The sequence below is a fragment of the Roseburia sp. MSJ-14 genome (assembly GCF_018918225.1).
Lineage (GTDB): Bacteria > Bacillota > Clostridia > Lachnospirales > Lachnospiraceae > Petralouisia.
On the sequence record NZ_JAHLQD010000056.1, the window covers coordinates 61,438 to 84,596 of the forward strand.

The following is a 23,159-nucleotide window of genomic DNA, read 5'->3' on the forward strand; positions in this document are numbered from 1 at the left end:
TATTCTAAGCCATATCACTTACAGCTCATTTCATTTTCTATGATATAAAATATATCGTCTGTTGAAGGTCATTCATTAAGCGAATATGCTAAAATCTTCCATATCCACAGCCACCACGTTCTTCTCGTTCCATATCCTTCATATAAGATGCCCGAAATTCCTGTGTGATTTCTGAAAGCTCTTTTTCTCCATCAATATAAGGCTGATACATATCATAACCGTAAGCTCCGCCACCTTCGTCACATCCTAAGTCACAATATCCAAGGGAATCCTTTACAATCTGTTCCCGTTGCTGTCTTGTTGTATTTTTTATTAAAAATTCTTCCATCTCATTTCCTCACTTTCATTCTTTCCTATTGTACACTCTTTTTTGAAAATACTCTACTTGTTTTTTAGAATTGTGGTATACTCAATGAAGAGTAGATTTTAACATATAAAGGAGTTATCATGGCTGATTATCAACAAATCACACACGAATTTGACCCTGTTTTCAACAAAGACTCTAAGATTCTCATCTTAGGTACGCTCCCTTCTGTCAAGTCACGGGAACAACACTTCTACTACGGACATCCCCAGAACCGCTTTTGGAAGGTTTTAGCGCATATTACACATGAAGCAGTTCCTTCTTCCGTTTCCGAGAAAAAAGAACTGCTCCTTACCCATCACATTGCCATCTGGGATGTGATTAAAAGCTGTGAAATCATTGGTTCTTCTGACAGTAGCATTCGCAATGTTGTGCCATCCGACATTGAATTTTTACTTAAAAACGCTAACATTGATGTTATCTTTGGCAACGGAGCCAAAGCTTGTGAACTTTATAACAAATACACTTTTGCAAAGACCAATCGTCCTATTGAAAAACTTCCTTCTACCAGCCCTGCCAATGCTGCCTGGTCCTTAGAGAAACTCACTACCTGTTGGGAAGATGCACTCCTGCCTTATCTCTAAAGCTCCATTGGTATTCCATCCAGCACTGCTTCTAAAAGTGTGTCTCCCTTGTACTGTAATTTCAATGAGAAAAATGGATGTTCCTCTGCCAAAAGCCTTAAGAAAATCTTATCACCTTCCCACAAGTTCAATGAAGCAAGTTCTTCCTTGGGCACCCACTCCAAGGTTCCTTCTTCACATTCTTGCAAGGTTCCCTCAACTCCATCTGCGGTATACAGACACATATATTCCGTTTCCCATCCTTCTGCCAGAAAGGTTACGATTCCCCGGAAACGCCACCTTGTAAGAGTTAGCCCTGTTTCTTCCTTTGCCTCGCGCAACAAACATTCCTCCGGACTTTCTCCCTGTTCAAAGTGTCCTCCGATGCCTATCCATTTATCCTTATTTACATCTACTTTCTTTTTCACTCTGTGGAGCATCAGATACTTTCCGTCTTTCTCCACATAACATAATGTTGTTATTGGTATTCTTTCCATATTTTTTCATCCATTACATCTTTTAATGCCTCATACGGAACCGTAATCTCTATTACACCGGCTACATACTCTGTTAGCAGATTGGGGTTACAGATAATTACCATTCCCTGCTCATTAAAGTAAAAATCATCTTCGGTCAATATATCGTAAACATAACTCTCGTAATCCTCCAATAAATATTTTGCATATTCCGGAGAATTGACTTTTTCCTGTATATACTGTGCTGCAATTTCTCTTACTGCCTTTTCATCTGAAAATACATCTGACAAGGTAAGCAATTTTCCTTCCGGTACATAAAAGGTATATGCTACCACATCCTGATAGGGCTGTTCTTCTCCCATTTCTTCTACTTGAGAAGCTTTTAGGCTAAGTATATTCTTTGAAGCATACATTGTTTCATACATATAACTATAACGATAATTGCTCCATTGCCCTTGTTCTTCTTCTGTCAAACCGGAAAAGGCATCGTCTGCCTTGCTAAAGCAACTTTCCTGTTTTATTTCATTTTTGGTATGTTGCTGTTCAAAGGCACGGTTCATGAAATTTTGCGCATCTTCATTTCCCGGCAATGTAACCACCGGACAATTTTCTTCTATTTTTAATACCACGGTACCTGTATCTTCATCTACACATTTCTGAGAATAATCCGTATAGGAAATCTCCGGTACTGCCCCTGCTTGTCCCTCTTGTTGTTCTTCGTCCTGTCCTTGTGGTGTCTCTGTTTCTGTGTTCTTTTTATCTGTTCCTGCACAAGCAGTACATAAAAGACAAATTACTAAAAGAAGGGCCATCATTCTCTGCTTCATTTCCAAATCCCCTTTTTATTATTCTCTGCTTTTGTTCTATTTGCCTATTGTAACGCAAATCCCCCTTTCTTCGCAACCCTTATTTGAAAAAAGAGTTCACTCGTTGAACTCTTAATTTCCTATTACATTAAAAGGATTATCCGATGTATGTTTTTATCGAATAATCCTTTTACTTACTGCCCTTTATTTAGGCATGTTTTACTTTTTTTCTTGCAGCTTCTGCTAATACAACTGCTGCAGCTCCAAGTAACAATACATAACCTGCTACATTGGTTTCATCGCCTGTCTTTTTCGCCTGTGTTTTGGCTGCAAGTTTTGCACCGTCATTTTCGCTGACTACAACTACATAATCAGATGCATGTGTTAAATGGAAAATGGCATTTCCATCTGCTCCAACTTTGCAGGACTCTACAAATTCCAGTTCTCCGGTTGTTGGATTATAGTAATACAGATTAGCAAAATATCCTACAGCTGCATCACCTAATGGAATAATTACGGTTATTGTTGTTCCGAATTCTCCTTCATAGGACAATGTAAACTGCATTTGATATTTCGCTTTGTCATCACCAATCGCATTGATTGCCTTTTGTGGAATATTGTTTGTGTTTAATTTAATACCCAAATCAATATCCTTTGGTGTTTTAATGTCTGTTCCGTGAACCAGCCAAACAACTCCATTGTCCATCTGGAATCTCAGGTACACATCTCTTCCCTGCGCTGCTTCCATAATGGCTTTTGAAATAACGGTATTTCCATCATGTACCGGAATGGTAATGGTTTCTCCCGGCTGTGCATTTTTAATCTGGTCAATAATTGTTTTTTCCGGTACCGTTGTGGTAGTATCTGCCGGTAATTTTACGGTATCTGTTACTGTTTTGGTTGGTACAGATACTACGTTATCTCCCTGATACAGCTCTACAACATCTGTCTGTACAGCTACTTCTTTTCCTGCTCCAGCAGCCGTACTCTGGAATGTTATTGTCAACATGGTTCCTTCTGCATTTTTCAGGTCAGAATCTACCCATGCATAAGAAACTGCTTTTTTATTATCCTTTGTTGCTATTGTATTGATGTCTTCCATTTCCCAGATATTGTTTCCCTTTGCAGAAGAAACTGTCATCATACTCTCATCATAAGAAACAACAATTTTTCCACTGGTAACTCCGGCATCTTTTTTCACCCCAACAGCCAGTGTTACCTGACTGCCGGAAGTTGTTATATTGGTTGTAAAAATATCTGCTATTGTTGTAGTTACTTCTGATGCCGCAAATAATGGCATGGTATTCACATGTAACATCAGGACTAACAGAAGTCCACATACGATTCCTTTTATTCGTTTCATCTATCTGTCATCCTTTCTCTATTTATTGGCTCTTGTATCTAACACCGGCAATGGTTCCTGTGTCAATGTCATAGGTACTGTCGGTACATCTTTCAACTCTGCTGCACTTGTGGTACCTGCTCCTAAATCCTCACTCTTATATAAACCACAAATTGGCCATACTGAGGATGGGAACTCGCCTAACTTGCTACACTTAAAGGTATTACCATTGATTGCATACAGTGCCTGTGACCCATCAAACAGAGATAAGAACAGGTAATCTGTTGCTTCATCATAGTATAAGGAACTAAAGTAATATTCACCCTTTGTATCGATATTTACAGAATCAATCTTTTCAAATCGAATATCGTTTAATGCTGCATCTAAAGTAAATATGTAAATATTTCCTGACTGGTCAATTGCATAGAAGTAATCTGTTCCACTTTGACTGGTTACATATGTGATTCCTACTAATGCACTTCCATTTAATTTACTGGATAAGTTCAACGCTCCTATGTAGTTACCTGCTGCATCAATTACCATGATATAACCTGCATAGGTTGCTGCTACATAACCACTGGCTTTACCATATGCCATATCAGTACACCATGTCTGTGCACTTCCTACTGGGGTTGCTGCATATCCATTGCTTGGATCTACCATATACAATGTGGATGCCTTGGAATCATCCTGTGTAGCTGCTAAAATCTTATCCCCTACTACAGTTGCTGCCATGTAGGTATTTCCCTGTGTTCCTGCTCCGATGTCAGACCAGTCTGCCGGATTACTGCTGTTAAACTTCGCCCAGTGTACTGCGCCATTCTCATCCCAGATAATACTATTTAAGTCTACTGATAATTCTCTTACTGTTACTGCACAGCTCTTTATTTCTGCTACTCCGGACGCATTCTTTGCGTTTGTGGTTGCTGTAATATTGGCACTTCCTACTCCAACCGCAGTTACAATACCGTTTGCATCTACTTTTGCTACTGCTTCATTATCAGAAATCCATGTTACTGTATCATCCAAAATGCTTTCCGGTGCTACGTTTGCTACTAATTTTTCTGTATCTCCCTTAATCAGTTCGATAGAATTCTGATTTAAGGTAACACCTGTTGTAACGGAAGTATCTTCCACTCCACTGTTATTTACACGATACATTGCTGTATTTCCAGCATAGTCTACGATTGCTACATAGAATACTTTTTCCGGAATTTCAATATGTACTACAGATTCTGCACCCTGCTGTGTCTGATTTACTGCATATGTATTTAATACGGTTGTTTTATCTCTTCCATAAACTGCTACTGCTGCCACATAATTATTATCTTTTACAGTAACATCCATAGATTTCTTATCAGCACTTGTTTCCGCACTTACTTCTTCCGGTGCTGTATTATCAATTGTCATTGGGAAGTTCAGGCTAACACCCTTACCAGGAACACCTTCACCTGTCCAATTGTCATAATAAGATGGTAATGCAGTAACTGCAATATTTACCTTTGTTCCTTCCGGCAATGCTGCTCCGCTTGCATCTGTTACTGCCCAGTTCAATCCAACACTTGCGGAAGTACTCTTCCATTCTGCACTGCTTGCTGAATAGAATGCTGCGTCTACTGCTCCCTTATCTACTTTGTAATATACTTCTCCGGTATCTGCATTGGTAATCGTAGCAGTTACATTAGAAGCATTTCGAATTAAGCTGTATGTAATAGAACCAATGCTATCACCATTTACAGAAGAAATTGCATTTCTTTCTGGCAAATATGCATCATCCTTTGCATACATATTGGATTTATAATAGTAGTTAGAAGAATCACCGTTAAACTTATAAGTCATGTAGTTTGTTCTTTCGATTCCTGTATAAGTCTGTCCTTCTTCTCCACCGTTTACTGCTTCAAGATAATTATATGGTTCATACATGGATGCATCTGCCCAGTTTCCGTAGAATGCTAACATTGGTACGGATAACTGTACTTCACCGTTCAGGTAAATAAATCCATCAACATACATACCATTTTCAAAATTACTGTTCAAATATTCTTTGTCTGCATCGGAAAGTTTCACGGTTACAGACAATTTCTTACTGTCATTTACTGCAACAACAGTTTCATTTAAGTTCAGATTAGAAGTTGTTCCTCTAATCTCTAATAAGAAATCATAAACATCTGCGGTATTTACCACACCATCATTATTTAAATCAAAAATATCGGAAGCTGCTTTTGCAGAATTTACAGAACCGTTTACGCTCTGCAATAATACCTGTGCATCTGCTTCTGTTACTTTTCCATCACCATTTAAATCATATTTTTTCTCTAATCCGGAAATTTCTACTTCTGGATTTAATTTATGAGAAGTTCCTAAGAAATAGTCATCTTCAATTACTTCTTCTGTCAAAACAGAACTATCTACCGTATAATACTGCATTTTATCTGACATATTATAAACGGTAAAATCAAAGCTGTATACACCATTTCTATTTGGGTCATCCCCAAGTTCTGCTTTTACTTTTCCGTCTGCTCCGTTTTTATCCATTAAAATGTATGCCGGGGAAGTGGTTGCTTTTTCAATATTAGCAAGACCTGCTCCCTGACTTCTTGGGGAATACTCTTCTCCATCTTCTTCTGTCAACGGAGTTGCTGTACTCATAAGTAAGGATTGTGTTAAAGTTCTTACACTTAATCCTGTTTTTTCACAAAGATTGTTTTCTTTAATGTACTCTGCTGCCAAAGCACTCATACCTGCAACACTTGGGGCTGCCATAGAGGTACCACTCATCTGTCCATACTGACCGTTGGTCAATGTAGAATAAATATTTCCACCCGGTGCTGTGATTTCCGGTTTCAGTGACAAATCTCCTGAAACACCCCAAGAGGAGAAATCACTCATGGTATATCCATCCGGTGCATTATGGTCTGTACTTACGGAACTAAATACTTTCAGGGTTCCGGTATAAACTCCGTCTTTTACAGTTGCAGTTGTAGCTGCTTTGATTGCTGCTCCATCTGCCTGACGAATAGATGCACATGGAATTGTTGCTGTAGAACCTGACAAACTCATGGAAATAGTACCCGGCTGATTATTGTAAACTAACACACCTGCGGCTCCCGCATTTTCTGCATTGGTATGCTTGTCCGCAAAGGAAACGCTACCACGGCTTACTACTACGATTTTGCCTGATACATCTACGCCATCATAGTCACTTGTCTCTCCATATCCATCTAAAAATACATACTCATATGAAGTGCCTTTTCCTGTAGTATCCAATGTACGGAATTCATTGGATGCTGCATCTGCATAAAATACATTTGCATCACCTGCCTGTACGCAATAACCGGTATATCCTGAGTTATTAGCACTTGCTACGGTAAATGCATTGGTATAAGATCCCGGAGAACCGGCAGTATCAAGATTTACATCGCTGGTAAGGTTTGCTCCGTAGGTACTGTTTTCTGACCAGTAACTGGAGTTACCTGCGGAAATACTTACTACGGTATCTGTATTTGCCAATCCATTAAAAATCTCATTAATGTACTGTTCTCCTGCTGCATACTCTTTGCTTTCTCCTGCGGAAGAAGAACCAAGGCTTAAGTTTACTGCATCTGCATCTAATAAAATTGCATCTTCAATTGCAGCCATATAGTCATCCGGATATGCACCACCGTTTTTTCCGAATACTTTCATAACAAAAAGCTGTGCATCCGGTGCAATACCTACAACTCCGCTTGCCTGTTTCTTATATCCTGTTCCATCCGGTACATATACGTTTGCGGTAGAAATACCGGAAACATGAGTACCATGATCTCCCTGAGTATCATTGTCATGTGTTACATCTAAGTCCTTATCTACATAGTTAAATGCAAATGGTACTTTATCACTTAAGAACAACTTGTCTGCTGTGATGTCTGATTTTCTTGCTGTTGCATTTAATCTGCCTAATACAGAAGAAATTTCTGTTTTTCCTAACAGATTATAATCAGATACGCTTTCGCCTTCCTTTTGAGCTGTCTCAGCTAAGCCATAATCAAATGCTCCACCGTCAAAAGAAGGATGGTCGGTATCTAATCCGGTATCAATAACTGCAATACGCTGTCCTGCACCTGTATAACCTGCTGCCCAGGTATCATAGCTTCCTACCATTTCACCTGCTGTAACGGTATTTGGGCTTGCTGCATCCGATGCAGCCACATCATACTTCGGCACTACATAAACGCCTTCTACGCCCTCTACTGCCTGAATTTTTTCTACATCACCGTAAGCCACGTCCGCTGATACTGCATTTGCTAATAATGTAAAATTATAACGAACGCCTAATGCTTCACCGTTTAATGCTTCTTCAGAGATTTTTTCTGTAATCTCTTCCTGTTTTTTTTCTAGTTTATCTGCATATTTCATTGCACTTTTATCTTGTGCAATGGCATCTGTAGAATATCCTTTTTCTATTGCAGATTTTCCATCCATTACGATTAATACACGAACGGTTTCGTCCTGTGGAATTTCTTCTGTTTTCTCAGGTGCGCTCTCTGCATCTGCCATACTTTGGCTGTCTGCCGGCTCCTCCTCCGTCCATACGGAATCTTCCGTATCACTTTGTCCTGTACCGGCTGCAAATACATTTCCGGTCATTCCCAAGGACATTGCCAGAACTAGCACCCATGATAACAAGACTTTTTTCCAGTTTCTCTGTTTCATGCTTCTTCCTCCCTGTTTTTATCTATCAATAAAATATACGGTTGTATATTATTGATCTGCTTTAATGCTTTTTCGCTTTAGTAAATCAACGTGCTTATGTCACAAAAAGGCCTCTGCTTCTACAGACGCCTTTATCTGAATCTCTTATGTAATTTTCTTCCCACAAGAAGCACCAGAACTAAAACTACGACTATCAAACCTATGATTGAGTCTTTTGAAATCTCTATATTATTTTCTTCTTCCTTTTGAATCACCTGAGTATTCTGCCCCTTGGGTACCTCTTTGGGGGTACGCTCCTGATTCACCTGTTGCTGCGTTTCTTCTTCCGTTTCCTCTAAATCCACGGACTGCTCTGTTTCTTCTGTAAGCTGATCTGCTTCTACTAATGTAACACTTTTTACCCCTGAAACAGCTTGCACTGCTTCTATTTTATTTTCCAAAAGATTGGCGGTAAACATATCTTGTGCTATATCTTTATTTTGAATATCCAACTCGGTGCCATCCAGTGCCTCCTTAGAAATCCGTTCTATCACGTCTTCCTTGTCACTTCCGGCTTCTATTTGTATGCTTACTCGTACTACTTTCTCTGTATTCTTCTCTTCCTGTTGTGGTTCTTCCGGTACTTTTTCAGCATCCGTCGCCACTCTTGCATTTTCAGAATACAATATCCAAGAACTTTCTTTCATCTCTCAGCTCTCCCCATAAAAATTTACTTGTATTTTAGCACTCAGCTTTTCTTTTTGCAATGGCTAATTTGTACCATTTATAATTTTAGAAATGACATACATGTGATTTAATGGGCCATTTCCCTTTCCTAAATTCATTCCATCACCAATGGCTCCTGTTATATATGCCTTGGCATTTTTTACACTTTCTTCCATCCCAAGTCCTTGTGCCAATCCACAGGCAATTGCAGATGACAAGGTGCATCCGGTCCCATGAGTATTTCCGTTTTCTATATGCTCCTGCGGAAACCAGACTGCCTGTTTCTTCTTATATAATAGATCATCTGCCTGTTTTTCATCATGTCCGCCTTTGATTAAAACTGCTCCCGGATACTGTTCTGATAATAATTTTGCCGCTATCACACGTTCTTCTTTTGTTTTTATTTTTTGTCCTGTTAGCAGTTCTGTTTCCGGAATATTTGGGGTATAAATCTCCCCATAAGGCAATAACTTTTCTCTATATGTGGTAATGGCTTCCGGCTCCATGAGATTTCTTCCACTGGTGGAAACCATAACGGTATCTATCACAATATGTTTTGGACGATATTTTTTTAAACAGGACACAATAACCTCTATCTGTTCTGCATTGCATATCATTCCGACTTTTACCGCATCCGGCACAATATCGGAAAATACGCTTTCTAACTGCTTTTCTAAAAATGTGGGCGGTACCGGCATAACATCCGATACTCCCATGGTATTTTGCGCCGTAAGTGCTGTGATAACACTTTCACCGTATAATCCATGTACGGTAATGGTCTTTAAGTCTGCCTGTATTCCCGCTCCACCGCTACAATCACTTCCTGCTATGGTAAGCACTGTTCTCATGGATATGCCTCCATTCTACTCTGCTAATATCTTCTGAAGTTTCTTTACTTCTGCTGCTACATCTTCTGCGCCCAAAATTCCGGCAGAAATGGCAAGCCCGTTTGCGCCACAGCTTAATGGCTTTTCACAGTTTTGTGCGGTAATTCCGCCTACTGCCACATTTGGAATGGTAACGGCTTTTAAAATATCCCGATACGTTTCTTCTGCGATTGGAACTGCATCCTTTTTGGTGGAGGTAAAAAACCAAGCTCCGCTTCCTAAGTAGTCCGCTCCTGCCTCTTGTGCCCGTACTGCCTGTTCCACTGTCTTTGCAGTAGCACCAATGACTTTATTTTTCCCTAAAATTCCTCTGGCATCCGCTACCGGAACATCAGACTGTCCCAAATGTACTCCATCGGCATCACTTAACATGGCAATGTCCAAGCGATCATTTACGATAAACTTCGTAGGATACTTTTCTGTCATTTTTCGTATAATTTTTGCACGTTTCAAATATTCCGCAGAAGAAATATTTTTTTCCCGCAACTGAATGTAATCTATCCCTGCTTTTAATGCCGCTTCGATTTTTTCCTCACCATAGGAAAAATCTGCAATTAAATATAACCAACGTTTCATTGTTCTTTTCCTCTCATCCAATTCAAAAATCTTGCTTCTTCTAACTGTGTCAGTGCATCTAATAAGACTACTTTTGCCTGACCATAACCTACTGCCTTATCTGCCTGCTCCAGTGCATACGCCATACCCAATGCGGCTGCCTCTGCTGCCTGTTTTGGTTCCTTGGTTATGCTGTAACAAGCTCCGGTTATAGCACCTAACAAACAACCTGTTCCTACTATATTATATACCCGCTGCTCCTTTTTCTGAAGTGTCTTACTGCCACCCTTCCACAAAATCCGATCAGCCACTCCGCTTACCAGAAGTACCCTTCCTTCCTTTGTCATGGCTGACAGCGTTCTGTCCTCTCTGGAATCAATTCCTTCCTGCGTTAGAAGATTTTGTTGTATACTGTATACTTCTGATTGATTCCCTTTAATAATACCCTTCCATGGAATCTCTAACAGTTCCTGCACCATCTTCAAGCGAAAAACAGATGCTCCACAGCCTACCGGGTCTAAAACCACGGGCTTTTCTTCCTGAACTACAGTCTCTAATACCAATCGGGCAGCCTCTCTTTTTTCCGGTGTTGGTTGCCCTAAATTTATCACTATTCCGTCTGCCTGTTTTACAATTTCCTGCATTTCCTGTGGAGCTACTGCCATAAGCGGTCTTGCCCCCAACGCAGACAGCCCATCTGCGCAAAGAGTGGCTGACACTGCATTGGGTATCATATGTATCAACGGTTGCTTTTCCCTGATTTTTTGAAAAATCTCCTGTATTTCTTCCGGCTCCATAGGCTCCTCTTTTCTTTTTCATCATTCCCTGTAAACTATGATAAACACGCTTTGCCAGTTTTTCAAGTTATCCCGGTGCTTCTCAGATTCTTATGCAAGCACAGGATTTTCATTGCTACTGCTGTAAACGATAAATTACCTTTGACTTATATAGAACTCCTAATAATACTGCTGCAATTAGGCTTCCACCTATGGTACTGATTAAAAACGGCAACACATAAGTAAATAAGGCTGCCTCTCCATTTCCTAACAGAAATTTTGCTACCGGATAACAAAGCATGCCACCGATTACTCCGGTGCCCACTACCTCACCAATCAATGCCAACGGAATTTTTTTGGTATATTTGTAAATCATTCCACAACAAAAAGCTCCTACCATACTTCCCGGAAACGCCAATAGACTTCCGGTTCCGATAAGATTGCGAATCAAGGCTGTACAAAAGGAAAATCCAAGTGCATAGCTTGGTCCTAAAAATACCCCTGCCAGTACATTTAACAAATGCTGTATGGGAAAACACTTAGAAGCTCCCACCGGAATGGAAAATGCCGATAAGGCTACCCCTAATGCAGTCATCATTCCTGCCAGTGCCAGCTTTTTTATATTTATTTTCATGAAATGTCTCCTATCTAAAATATCTCAACTACTTGTAACGATTCTGCTTTTATCTGAAAAATCCTATGTACTTTTCCTTCTTTTAAAATAGTTACAGAATGTCAATATATTCTCCTGCTAATGCTTTGTTCATGCTACGAACTGCACAGAACTTTCCACACATAGAACAGGTATCTTCATGCTCTGGCTTTCGGTCATCACGAATCTTTTTCGCGGTTTCCGGATCAATGGCACATTCCCATTGTGCATCCCAATCCAATACGCGGCGTGCATCTGCCATCTTATCATCTATTTCTCTTGCTCCACGCACACCCTTTGCAATATCTGCTGCATGCGCTGCAATTTTAGATGCAATAATTCCCTGTTTTACATCTTCTACGTTTGGAAGCGCCAAATGCTCTGCCGGAGTTACATAGCAAAGAAATGCTGCTCCATTCTGGGCTGCAATTGCTCCACCAATAGCAGATGTAATATGATCATATCCCGGTGCAATATCTGTTACTAATGGTCCTAATACATAGAATGGTGCTCCCATACAAATGGTCTGTTGTATTTTCATATTTGCTGCAATCTGATCCATTGGCATATGTCCCGGACCTTCTACCATAACCTGTACATCTCTGTCCCAGGCACGTTTTGTTAATTCCCCTAAACGCACCAACTCTTCAATCTGACATACATCGGATGCATCTGCTAAACATCCCGGACGACAGGCATCCCCCAAAGAAATGGTAACATCATGTTCTCTACAGATTTCCAAAATTTCATCATAATGCTCATAAAATGGATTTTCTTCTCCGGTCATGCACATCCAGGCAAATACCAGGGAACCTCCACGGGATACAATATTCATTTTACGTTTATGTTTTTTAATCTGTTCAATGGTCTTTCTGGTAATTCCGCAATGAAGTGTTACAAAGTCTACACCATCTTCTGCATGAAGACGTACCACGTCAATAAAATCCTTTGCAGTTAAGGTTGCAAGATCTCTCTGATAATGAATTACAGAATCATATACCGGAACAGTTCCTATCATTGCCGGACATTCTGCGGTTAATTTTCTACGGAATGGAATGGTATTTCCATGAGAAGATAAATCCATAATGGCATGTGCCCCCATATTGACTGCCGCCATTACTTTTTCCATCTCTACGTCATAGTCTTTACAATCCTTGGATATTCCAAGATTTACATTGATTTTAGTTCTTAACATAGAACCTACCCCTTCCGGGTCGATACATTTGTGATGCTTATTTGCGCAGATAACTACTTTTCCGGCAGCTACTAACGGCATTAACTCCTCCACCGTCATGCGCTCTTTTTCTGCTACTTTTTTTAATTCCTCTGTTACAATCCCTTTGCGTGCCGCCTCCATTTGTGTTGCATATGTACTCATATTCTCTTCTCCTTTTCCTATGATATAGAACAGAGAGTCCGCTTGTCGGACTCTTTCCCGCCCGAGCGGTGTCATTTATAGCGGAGCGTTTTTTATGTAATAGGACGTAATTTCCTATTACATAAAAAGACTTTACCGCTGTGGTTCACGGTAAAGTCTCTGCTTTTCTTTTTCTTCCGCTCCCTACGACAGTATTAACTGACAGGTTCCAAGAGTCAGGTTTTAACCTTCTCAACCAATATTCGGTCCCTCTGCGTTTTATATATAATTGTTCTTGGTTATAGTAGCCCATTTTACAAGGTTTGTCAATATCTGTTCATATAGCGATCCAGCTCATGGGATATCTCTATCACATTGTCTAATGCACTCTTTGCCTTGTCTGCATCTTCTTTATTCTGACCACTGATTTCCTGTGCCTGTTGTGAGCTTGCAGTTACCTCTTCTGTTGTTGCAGATAACTGGGTAACACTATTAACAATATTACCATTGGATGCAGATAAATCTGCCAACATTTTTTCTACTTCCTTAATATCTGCTGTCAACTTATCGGAATTGCTGTTAATATTTTCAAATCCGGCAGATGCGCTTTCAATCAACTGATCTTGATAATCGGTAGCTGTGGCGGAATTATCCACTGCTTCTTTTGCTTCTGAAGCGTTGTTATTTAATTCCTCTAATATAGTGGCAATATTCTCTGTTTCTTTTCTTGTCTCTTCTGCAAGATTTCGAATCTGATCTGCAACTACTGCGAATCCTCTTCCTGCCTCTCCGGCACGGGCACTCTCAATAGAAGCATTCAAAGCCAACAGATTGGTCTGACTGGAAATATTGAAAATCACATCTGCAATATTTCGTACCTGTTCTGTCTTTTCTTGCAATCTCGCCATTGCCTCTGCCACATTTTTATTGGTATCTGCAATATTTTTGGACTGCTGTCTGATATTCTGCATAACCGCTAAATTCTCAGTCACTGCTTCACTGGAAGCTGCTGCCACTTCTACCATACGGTCGGAACACTCTATGGTCTTATCTATGGCATTCTGGATTGCCTGAGTCATAATGGTCTGTTCCTGAATATTTTCCGCTGTATTCAATGTACTCTGGGAAATCTCTGAAACGGCTGTATTTACAATATCTGTGGAACTATCCAAACTATCTACTACTTCACTTGCCTTCAACGCCTCTGTTCTCACTCTATCTGCGGTATTCAAAACATTTTCCATCATTTGATCCTGCGCAACTCGTTCATCTCGAAGATTATAAAGAGTATCATGATTAAATCGATGTCCTATATATGTTGTATATGTAGCTATTCCCATGAAAATCACAACGGTAAGCAGGCACATAACATTTTCTATTTTTTCTGCACCTGTAAGGTCGTTATTCATAATATAATTTACAGTACTAACGGTGTTAATCACACACATGGCAATGGAATACTTGAACATTATCTTTTCCTGATAATAAAGTATCACACCGATAAACGGAATTAATACCATGTATTTCAGATACTGGCTGTCAAATGCATAGGTAATTAAAAAATCTACAATACACAAACCTATCATTGCTACATTTTTCAATAGCTTACCGGAAGGTTTTCTGATATATACCACCCAGTTTATTATACTTAAGATGGTTACCAAAATTGCAATCATTGCTGTATATCCAGCTGCTCGTACTCCTGTTTGAAATGCAATAAATACATTTGCCAGTACCATTAGATAAAATACCGTCATTCCAATGGACAAAAAACGGTTTACTTTACTATTCTGTGCTTCCTTGCTGCCGAATTGTCTTACTTTTTTTCCGGTTCCTGTTTGTTCTTTCATTTTTTCTCCTTATACTTCCTTGTATACCTGCTGTGTTCACTGTGCACATTATATTGATTTTGTATAATACTTCATGAGACAGTATATCGTGATTTCATCACTCAATAATTTCGCCGTTCGTCAAGAGTGAACAAGTTCCCTCTGACTCTCTTTTGTTCATTATATCACAATTTTTTCTTCTTTTATATAGAAAAAAGAAGCATTTCCTAAAATTTGGAAACACTTCTCTTTCTTATGCAAATTTTAAACTATGCTGTCTGTTCTTCTTTTTTCTTAAATAATTTCTGGAAACAGCTTGCAGCAACTAATACACCAAGTACCATCAGTAATATTGCTATAATCAACTGTAAACCATCTACTAAGAAAGTTGCATTACCATTTACTACGTTCTGAACCAATGCGATAGTTTTCTGAACCAATGCTGTAAATGTAACAGCAAGCATTGCAAACATTGGGATATATAATGTCCAACCGGTACGTCCTGTTGTTTTTAAGAATACAGCTAATGCAATCAATACTAATGCTGCAAGTAACTGGTTTGCAGAACCGAATAACGGCCATACATTGTTGTATCCACCAAGGCACAATAACCATCCGAAGAATAAGGTAATTACTGTTGCAAAATATTTATTTGTCAATACTCTACGAACAGCCCCCATCTGTGCCGGGTCTGTGGTATCTTCATAGAATAATTCCTGGAAGGACATTCTACCGATTCTTGCAACGGAGTCCAAAGAAGTTAATGCTAATGCAGATACACACATTGTCATAAATACAGTTGCAACTTCTACCGGCAATCCCAGTTTTTCTAAGAATCCTGCAACACCTGCGGAGAAGATTGCAAATGGTGTTCCGTCCGGTTTTGTTCCATTTACTGCTACTGCTCCCACAACAACTAATGCAACGATTCCAAGTAAGGATTCTACGATCATTGCTCCGTATCCAACCATTGGCATATCCTTTTCGTTTCGGATTGTCTTAGAAGATGTTCCGGAAGATACTAAGCTGTGGAAACCGGAAACAGCACCACAAGCAATGGTTACAAATAAGGTTGGGAACAAATAAGATTTTGTTCCGTCTGCTGCTACTAAGGTAAATCCGTTAAATGCATTTAAGTTCATAGCCGGATGTGCAACTAATACACCAACAACTGCTCCAATAATCATACCAAGTAACATATAAGTTGTCATGTAATCTCTTGGCTGCATCAGTAACCACATTGGAAGTACAGATGCTAAGAACAAATATGCCATGATAACATAAATCCATACTGTTTTGTCTGCATAAAGAGGAAGTTTCATACCAACTGCGAACATTGCAACAATAAGAACTACTGCAAGTACGCCTTTTACAACTTCATTCATGTTCGTAACTTTTTTCAAAATCAATCCCATGATAACTGCAACTAAAATAAATAACATAGAAACAGATGCTGCTGCTCCATTTGCAAATACTGCCTTAGAAACAGCTTTTCCTGTTGTTGCATCTACCGGGAATGCATTAAATGTTCCTGCTACCATATCGGTAAATGCTGCGATTACTAATAAAGTAAAGAGCCAGCAGAATAACATGAATAATTTTCTTCCTGTTTTTCCGATATATTTTTCAATTAACATACCCATGGATTTTCCTTCGTTCTTTACAGATGCATATAAAGCTCCGAAATCCTGTACAGCTCCGAAGAACAAACCACCGATAATCAACCATAACAAAACCGGTACCCATCCGAATACAGATGCAAGGATTGGACCGGTAACAGGGCCTGCACCGGCGATGGATGAAAACTGATGTGAAAATACTGTAAACTTAGAGGATGGTACATAATCCTCTCCGTCTTCATACTTTACAGCCGGAGTCTCTGCCTTTGGGTCGATTCCCCATTTGTTAGCCAGCCAACGTCCGTACAATATGTAGCCTGCGCCTAACGCAATTACTCCGATTAAAATAATTACTAAACCATTCATAATAGTTCACTCCTTTTGTTTTTCAGAAAATCTTTTGCATTCCTCAGACATCGTGGACGATATGAAACTAGAACAAAGAGTCCGCCCGCCGGACTCTTTCGCGCCCGAGCGGTGTCGTTTACGACTAATTTCTTTTCCGCGAGGTGCGCAAAAAAAGCTCTCGCCTTCAGTATCATTACCAAAGACGAAAGCTCTATTATCTCTTCCGCGTTACCACTTTGCTTGCCAGTTTTCTGACCTCTCTGCCCCATCTCCAACACTATGTGCGTTTCAATAGGCTCCCGTATAACGGTGGGAATCCGGTGAAGCTTAATCCGGTACTTAATTGATGTTTTTTATCTGTCATTTACCGTTTCAGCGTACTGCTTGCAGGGGATGTCGCCAAAAGTTCTCTACTGTCTTGCACCATCCGACAGCTCTCTGTAAGAAAAATTTTAAGGTTCGTATGCCTGTTCATTGCATTTGACTTTCTGTTTGACAAAAAATATAACACTGTATCCCAGAAAAGTCAATTGATATTTTTTAACCGTGTATTGATGTTTTTTAACATCTTTATGCTTTTCTATTATTTTGTTAATACCTCAATTGCCTTTAATACCTGATTATCCTGCATTGGATCATAGGTTGCAGAGGCATCTCCCTGATATTCATATTCTAATTCAATATCCGGATCAATTCCCTTTCCATGGATATAATTTCCCTTTGGAGTAAAGTATTTTGCCATGGTAACCTTAATTGCACTTCCATCATCCAACGGAATAATACTCTGTACAATTCCTTTTCCAAATGATGTTGTTCCTATAAGTGTTCCATACTCGTAATCTTTGATTGCACCTGCAAAAATCTCTGATGCACTGGCACTGTTTCCATTAATCAAAACTGCCATCGGAATATCCAGACAAGACTCGTCAGAATCATAATCTGTTCGATTTCCGTACTTATCTTCTGTATATACTAATGTTCCCTTTGGCAAAATCTCATCTAACATCGTGCATACTGACTGCAATACGCCTCCCGGATTATCACGCAAGTCTACAATCATAGACACCATGCCCTGACTCTGTAAATCTTTAATTGCCGCATCAAACTGTTCCGGTGTGTTATCGGAAAATTCAGATATCTGTATCAGCCCGATATTTCCCTGTAACATCTGATACTGTACGGTTGGAATATCAATCTGTCGGCGTTCTACATCTACTTCCACATAATCCTCACTATCTTCTCGCATTAATTGCAGATGTACGGTGGTTCCTTCCTCACCTTTGATATGTTTTACCAACTCAGATAATTCCATGCTATTTCCATCTACATCATCTACTTTTACAATAACATCTCCATCCTTTACTCCTGCTTCTTCTGCCGGGGTTCCCGGATATACATGAAGAATCGTTACTGTCTTTGTCTCGGCATTCTGTGTTAAAACCGCACCGATTCCGTAATAAGAACCGCTTGTAGTCTCATTTAATGATTTGTATTCTTCTGCTGTATAATAACAGGTATATGGATCTCCAATCCCGCCTACCATACCTGCATACATGCCTTCTACTAATGCATTTTCATCAATATCTTCGTAATAATATTGATCTAAAATGTCTGCAAGTTCTCCTGCTTTTTCCTGCACAGCATCACTGGATATAACATCCTGTGTACTTTCATCCATACTTTCTGTCGTATTTGTTGCAGTTCCTTTTTCCGGTAATACATGTTTTTTTCCTGCTACGCGCAACACGCCTGCTGCAATAACTACCAGCACAAGTGTTATTAAAATACCTACTGCAATTCCTTTACGAAACTGTGACTTGTCTGACTCTGGTTGAAAATTTTGTGTGTCCATACGTCTCCTCTTTCCTTTTTAACTTTTTATAAATAATTCCACGGATTCACATAGCTTCCATTCAAGCTTACGCCAAAATGCAAATGATTTCCGGTAGAAATTCCTGTACTTCCTACTTTTGCAATTACCTGCCCTCTTGAAACAGACTGTCCCTTGGACACGTTCAAAGAAGAACAATGCATATAAACGGTGTACAAGCCACCCCCATGACTGACTGTTACATAATTACCGGCAGAGTTTGAATATCCGGCAAATACTACCGTTCCATCTGCTGCTGCAACAATATCCGCCCCATAGGACGCTCCTATATCAATTCCTTTATGATAACTGGAGGCACCTGCTGTCGGCGATTGCCTTGGTCCATAATCACTGGTAACTCTTCTGGATGACGGACAAGGCCAGGTAAACGCTGATACGCTTGGCTGGTCTGAATTTCCGCCACCGTTGTCATTGTTATTATTTCCGCCAGTATCACCGGTATTATCTCCCGTATTGTTCCCGACGTTGTTATCATTATTCGTGTTGTTTCCGTTATCCCTGTTCTGTTCTTCTTCCTTTTTTCGTCTTTCTTCTTCTGCCTGCTGAATCTGGGCTATGATTTCATTCTGTGCATCAATTTCTGCCTCATAGGCTTCTGCTACCTTTTGTGCATCTACAATCTGACCTTCTGTCTCTGCAAGCTTTTCTTCCTTTTCCTGCACTAAGGCTGCCACTGCTTTCTGCTCTTGTTCCACCTTTTCCTTCATCGCTTCTAATTCGCTGATTTCCGTTTTCAGTGTTTCTTCCATTTTGGCAATGTTCTCCACTGTCTCTTCATATTTTACCAGCATATTGCGATCATATTGTGAAATCTGAGCAATATATTCTGCACTATTTAAAAATTCTGCAATACTTCCCGCTGTCAAAAGTTTTTCCAACGCAGATGTACTTTGATTCTCGTACATAAACTGTATGCGCAATTTCATATCTTCATACTGCTTCTGTCGGTCTTCTTCTGCTGCTGCAAGTTCTGCCTGTGTCTCATCTACGGATGCCTGTTTTTCTGTCAATTGATTTTCTAAATCAGATATCTGTTTGGAAATATTTTGAAGCTTTGTATCCAATTCTTTTACTGCCGATTCCATATCTTCCTTAGAATCATTTAGATTATCAATCATCTCTTGTGCTTCTTTTAATTCCTGCTCTAACTGCTCTTTTTCCTTTTGTGCCTCCGACAATCCCTTTGCCGTTACATTCCCAATCCCGGAAAATGCCATTAAAGCTGCCATGCCCATTGCCAGCAATGTTACATGCGTCCATTTTTTCCTTCTTCTTTTCATACAGCACTCCTTGTTCAAACTATGAAAAACATGCTTGTGAGTTTCTCAAGTTATTGCGGTGCTCTTCAAATACCTGTGCAAGCACAGCATTTTCATTGCTACTCGCGTAAACAAAAACAACTCGGCAGTTATCCACCGCCGAGTCTCTTTCCTTCTTACACCTTCAGATGTTTTCTTATTGTAAAACGGCTTCCTAAAAATCCAATACCTACACCTAAAAGCAATCCAACCGGCAACAATGTAGAAAATACCGTATCTACCGGAAGGAAGTTCATAATGTTGCTAAGCCAGTGGAATTTTTCTCCAATGTATACAATAATATTTCGATACATCAGGTACAAGACTCCAAGGGGTAATGCAGAACCGATAAGTCCTATTAAAATTCCTTCTACAATAAACGGTGCTCTTACAAAGTAATCTGTTGCACCTATCAGCTTCATAATCGCAATTTCTTCTCGACGCACAGCAATACCTACGGTAACCGTGTTACTAATCAGGAATACGGCTACACATAACAAAATCAATATGATTCCCGCTGAAATATATCCCAGCAAACGATTAAAATCGGATAATGTATTGGCTGCCACATCAGAGCTCTTTACATCTCGCACTCCATCCAAAGATTCTAAGTAGGTAACTAATGACTGCTGCATGGAAATGTCGTTCATATAAATCTCATAATGGGCTGAATTTGCCAAAGGATTGTCATTGACAAATCCCTGTGCCATCTCTTCATTTCCTTCAAAATACTGTTTCTGATATTCTGCCCATGCTTCATCTGCACTGACAAATTTCTTCTTTGATACTTCTACACGTTTATCAATTTCATTTCCGATGGTATCTATCTGTGTCTGATCAATTCCTTCGTTAAAAAATACCGTAACTGCCACACCAGACTCTACTTCTTTTACAACACTTTGAAAATTCACAACAATAGAGTAGAATAATCCAAATAAAAAGATACATGCGGACATGGTGGCAATAGATGCCAGAGAAAACATTTTGTTTCTCCAAATATTTTTGATACCCTGTTTTAACGTATATGCAAATGTACTAACTCTCATCCCCGTCACCCATTCGTTCATCGCTGACGACGACGCCTTTCTTCATTGTAATTACTCTCTTTTTCATTGCTTTTACAATTTCCAGATTATGTGTAACCACTAAAACAGTTGTACCACGTTGGTTGATTTCCTCTAACAGTTTCATGATTTCCCATGCATTTCCGGCATCCAGATTACCGGTTGGTTCATCTGCCAATAAAATCTTCGGCTCGTTTACCAACGCTCTTGCAATCGCTACACGCTGCTGCTCTCCACCTGAAATCTGTTTTGGGAATGACTTATACTTGGCTGCCAGTCCAACCATAGAAAGCATAGCCGGTACCTTTCGCTTCATCACCTTAGTAGGAGTACCGATTACTCGTTGTGCAAACGCTACATTTTCATAAACATTTCGATCCTTTAACAGACGGAAATCCTGAAACACTACGCCTACATTTCTCCGAAACTTTGGAACATCCCGATGACGGATTTTGCCAAGTTTCTGATTATTAATATAGATACTACCTTCTGTAGGTTCTAATTCCTTTAACAATAATTTTATTAAAGTCGATTTTCCAGAGCCACTGTCTCCCACCACGAAAACAAATTCGCCCTGTTCTATATGCAGACTGACATCATTCAATGCAGGAATTCCCGCTGAATATGCCTTACTGACATTTTCCAGTGTTATCATGTAAGCCTCCTAAAAATACTTTACAATTAATAATCCAACGACTCCATATACTTCATGTATTTTACTACCATTAATGCAATCTTAAATGTAATGGCATCTTCAAATACTCTCAGATCCAATCCGGTACTTTTTTGCAGTTTATCCAATCGATATACCAAAGTATTTCTATGAATATACAACTGTCTGGATGTTTCTGAAACATTTAAACTGTTTTCAAAGAATTTATTAATTGTAGTCAAGGTCTCTTCATCAAACTCATCCGGAGATTTTCCATCAAAAATTTCCTTGATGAACATCTTACAAAGCGGAATTGGTAACTGATAAATCAAACGTCCAATCCCCAGTGTAGAATATGCAATCACATAACGATCTTCAAAGAAAATCTTTCCTACATCCAATGCCATGCGCGCTTCTTTATAAGAACGAGACACTTCCTTAATCTCATTTACAATGGTACCATATGCGATATGAACTTCATGTTCCTCATTGGTACGGAACAGATTCAAAATCACCTCGGCAGTTTTATTTAACTCATTGTAGCCTTCGTTTTCTAACACTTCTTTTACTACAATAATATTCTTTTCATCCACAGCAGTAATGAAATCCTTAGATTTACCGCCAAAAAGACTTCTTACTTTTTCTAATTCATTTCCGTCTTTTTCACGGTTTGTCTCTACTATAAATACCACTCTTCTTGCCTCAGTGTCAATATGAAGCTTTTTGGCACGATTGTAAATATCTACCAACAGCAGATTGTCCAACAGCAAGTTCTTTACAAAATTGTCCTTATCAAAACGTTCTTTATAAGCAACTAAAAGATTCTGTATCTGAAAGCTTGCAATTTTTCCTACCATATATACATCTTCACTATCTCCATTGGCAAGCAATACATACTCTAACTGGTGCTCATCAAACACTTTGAAAAACTGACATCCCTGTACCACCTGACTGTCCGCTGGTGATTCCACAAATGCCATTGCCGCTGTCACATAATTTTCCCCATCCGGGAATGTGGTCGCTAACACCTTTCCTTCCGTATCAATAATACATAAATCCATTCGAGTGATTCCTTTTAATCCGTCAATGGTATTCTGAAGTATCTGACTTGAAATCATTTGCTTCACTCCTTTTCTTTTCCTTACACTTCTTTTGTCTGTTCCTCTATTATTGTGCACATTTTCATATGCAACTTTCACAAATTTTCTTTTTTATCCGTGAGGAGAACAAAATACTCTAATCTGTATTTTAATGCAAAAGCACAAAAAAATAAAGAGGAAATA

The 23,159-nt window shown here is 39.4% G+C and carries 19 protein-coding genes and 1 riboswitch; of the genes, 1 reads left to right on the top strand and 18 read right to left on the bottom strand.

Annotated features, from left to right (window positions below; translation table 11 throughout):
* Positions 1–88: 88 nt before the first annotated feature.
* A complete protein-coding gene (locus KQI83_RS15895; protein ID WP_216560051.1) occupies positions 89–328 on the bottom strand; it encodes a purine biosynthesis protein PurH in 240 nt (79 codons plus the stop codon).
* Positions 329–447: 119 nt separating this feature from the next.
* Between KQI83_RS15895 and KQI83_RS15900 the strand changes: the two genes are divergently transcribed.
* Complete coding sequence (locus KQI83_RS15900) at positions 448–948, top strand: DNA-deoxyinosine glycosylase (protein WP_216560053.1); 501 nt, start codon at positions 448–450, stop codon at positions 946–948.
* On the opposite strand, the gene KQI83_RS15905 is transcribed toward KQI83_RS15900, so the two are convergent.
* The 17 genes from KQI83_RS15905 to KQI83_RS15985 form a co-directional block, all read right to left on the bottom strand.
* Positions 945–1,424, bottom strand: coding sequence for an NUDIX hydrolase (locus KQI83_RS15905; RefSeq protein WP_216560055.1), 480 nt, complete (start codon positions 1,422–1,424; stop codon positions 945–947). The two genes, KQI83_RS15900 and KQI83_RS15905, sit on opposite strands and share 4 nt — an antisense overlap.
* The gene (locus KQI83_RS15910) at positions 1,406–2,230 is read right to left on the bottom strand and encodes an RsiV family protein (protein ID WP_216560057.1); all 825 of its coding nucleotides are present in this window, start codon (positions 2,228–2,230) and stop codon (positions 1,406–1,408) included. Before KQI83_RS15910 ends, KQI83_RS15905 begins: the two co-directional genes overlap by 19 nt.
* 187 nt (positions 2,231–2,417) lie before the next feature.
* Positions 2,418–3,572 carry a cohesin domain-containing protein gene (locus KQI83_RS15915; protein WP_216560059.1) on the bottom strand — a complete coding sequence of 385 codons (1,155 nt, stop codon included), beginning with the start codon at positions 3,570–3,572 and terminating at the stop codon, positions 2,418–2,420.
* 18 nt (positions 3,573–3,590) lie between these two features.
* Positions 3,591–8,243 (bottom strand): S8 family serine peptidase, encoded by a 4,653-nt coding sequence (locus KQI83_RS15920; protein WP_216560061.1) that lies wholly within the window; start codon positions 8,241–8,243, stop codon positions 3,591–3,593.
* 131 nt (positions 8,244–8,374) lie between these two features.
* A complete protein-coding gene (locus KQI83_RS15925; RefSeq protein WP_216560063.1) occupies positions 8,375–8,929 on the bottom strand; it encodes a hypothetical protein in 555 nt (184 codons plus the stop codon).
* Positions 8,930–8,992: 63 nt separating this feature from the next.
* The gene (gene thiD, locus KQI83_RS15930; RefSeq protein WP_216560067.1) at positions 8,993–9,796 is read right to left on the bottom strand and encodes a bifunctional hydroxymethylpyrimidine kinase/phosphomethylpyrimidine kinase; all 804 of its coding nucleotides are present in this window, start codon (positions 9,794–9,796) and stop codon (positions 8,993–8,995) included.
* A 15-nt stretch (positions 9,797–9,811) separates the two neighbouring features.
* Entirely contained in the window at positions 9,812–10,411 is a 600-nt protein-coding gene (gene thiE, locus KQI83_RS15935; RefSeq protein WP_216560069.1) for a thiamine phosphate synthase, read from the bottom strand.
* On the bottom strand, positions 10,408–11,187 hold the full coding sequence (locus KQI83_RS15940) for a hydroxyethylthiazole kinase (protein WP_216560071.1): 780 nt from the start codon (positions 11,185–11,187) through the stop codon (positions 10,408–10,410). Before KQI83_RS15940 ends, thiE begins: the two co-directional genes overlap by 4 nt.
* A gap of 115 nt (positions 11,188–11,302) precedes the next feature.
* Positions 11,303–11,800: an energy coupling factor transporter S component ThiW gene (thiW, locus tag KQI83_RS15945; RefSeq protein WP_216560074.1), complete on the bottom strand. Its 498-nt coding sequence runs from the start codon at positions 11,798–11,800 to the stop codon at positions 11,303–11,305.
* 91 nt (positions 11,801–11,891) lie between these two features.
* Entirely contained in the window at positions 11,892–13,196 is a 1,305-nt protein-coding gene (gene thiC / locus KQI83_RS15950) for a phosphomethylpyrimidine synthase ThiC (protein ID WP_216560077.1), read from the bottom strand.
* Between the two features lie 163 nt (positions 13,197–13,359).
* Positions 13,360–13,459: riboswitch (TPP riboswitch) on the bottom strand.
* Positions 13,460–13,501: 42 nt separating this feature from the next.
* On the bottom strand, positions 13,502–15,025 hold the full coding sequence (locus tag KQI83_RS15955) for a methyl-accepting chemotaxis protein (protein ID WP_216560079.1): 1,524 nt from the start codon (positions 15,023–15,025) through the stop codon (positions 13,502–13,504).
* A 248-nt stretch (positions 15,026–15,273) separates the two neighbouring features.
* Positions 15,274–16,989 (bottom strand): carbon starvation CstA family protein, encoded by a 1,716-nt coding sequence (locus KQI83_RS15960; RefSeq protein WP_216560081.1) that lies wholly within the window; start codon positions 16,987–16,989, stop codon positions 15,274–15,276.
* 565 nt (positions 16,990–17,554) lie between these two features.
* A complete protein-coding gene (locus tag KQI83_RS15965) occupies positions 17,555–18,823 on the bottom strand; it encodes a S41 family peptidase (protein ID WP_216560083.1) in 1,269 nt (422 codons plus the stop codon).
* A 26-nt stretch (positions 18,824–18,849) separates the two neighbouring features.
* Positions 18,850–20,142, bottom strand: coding sequence for a murein hydrolase activator EnvC family protein (locus tag KQI83_RS15970; protein ID WP_216560087.1), 1,293 nt, complete (start codon positions 20,140–20,142; stop codon positions 18,850–18,852).
* Between the two features lie 155 nt (positions 20,143–20,297).
* On the bottom strand, positions 20,298–21,206 hold the full coding sequence (ftsX, locus tag KQI83_RS15975) for a permease-like cell division protein FtsX (RefSeq protein ID WP_216560093.1): 909 nt from the start codon (positions 21,204–21,206) through the stop codon (positions 20,298–20,300).
* Positions 21,196–21,879, bottom strand: a complete 684-nt coding sequence (gene ftsE / locus KQI83_RS15980; protein ID WP_216560095.1) for a cell division ATP-binding protein FtsE — start codon at positions 21,877–21,879, stop codon at positions 21,196–21,198. The genes ftsX and ftsE overlap by 11 nt, the downstream gene beginning before the upstream one ends.
* A 26-nt stretch (positions 21,880–21,905) precedes the next feature.
* A complete protein-coding gene (locus KQI83_RS15985; RefSeq protein WP_216560097.1) occupies positions 21,906–22,994 on the bottom strand; it encodes a PucR family transcriptional regulator in 1,089 nt (362 codons plus the stop codon).
* Positions 22,995–23,159 lie beyond the last annotated feature (165 nt).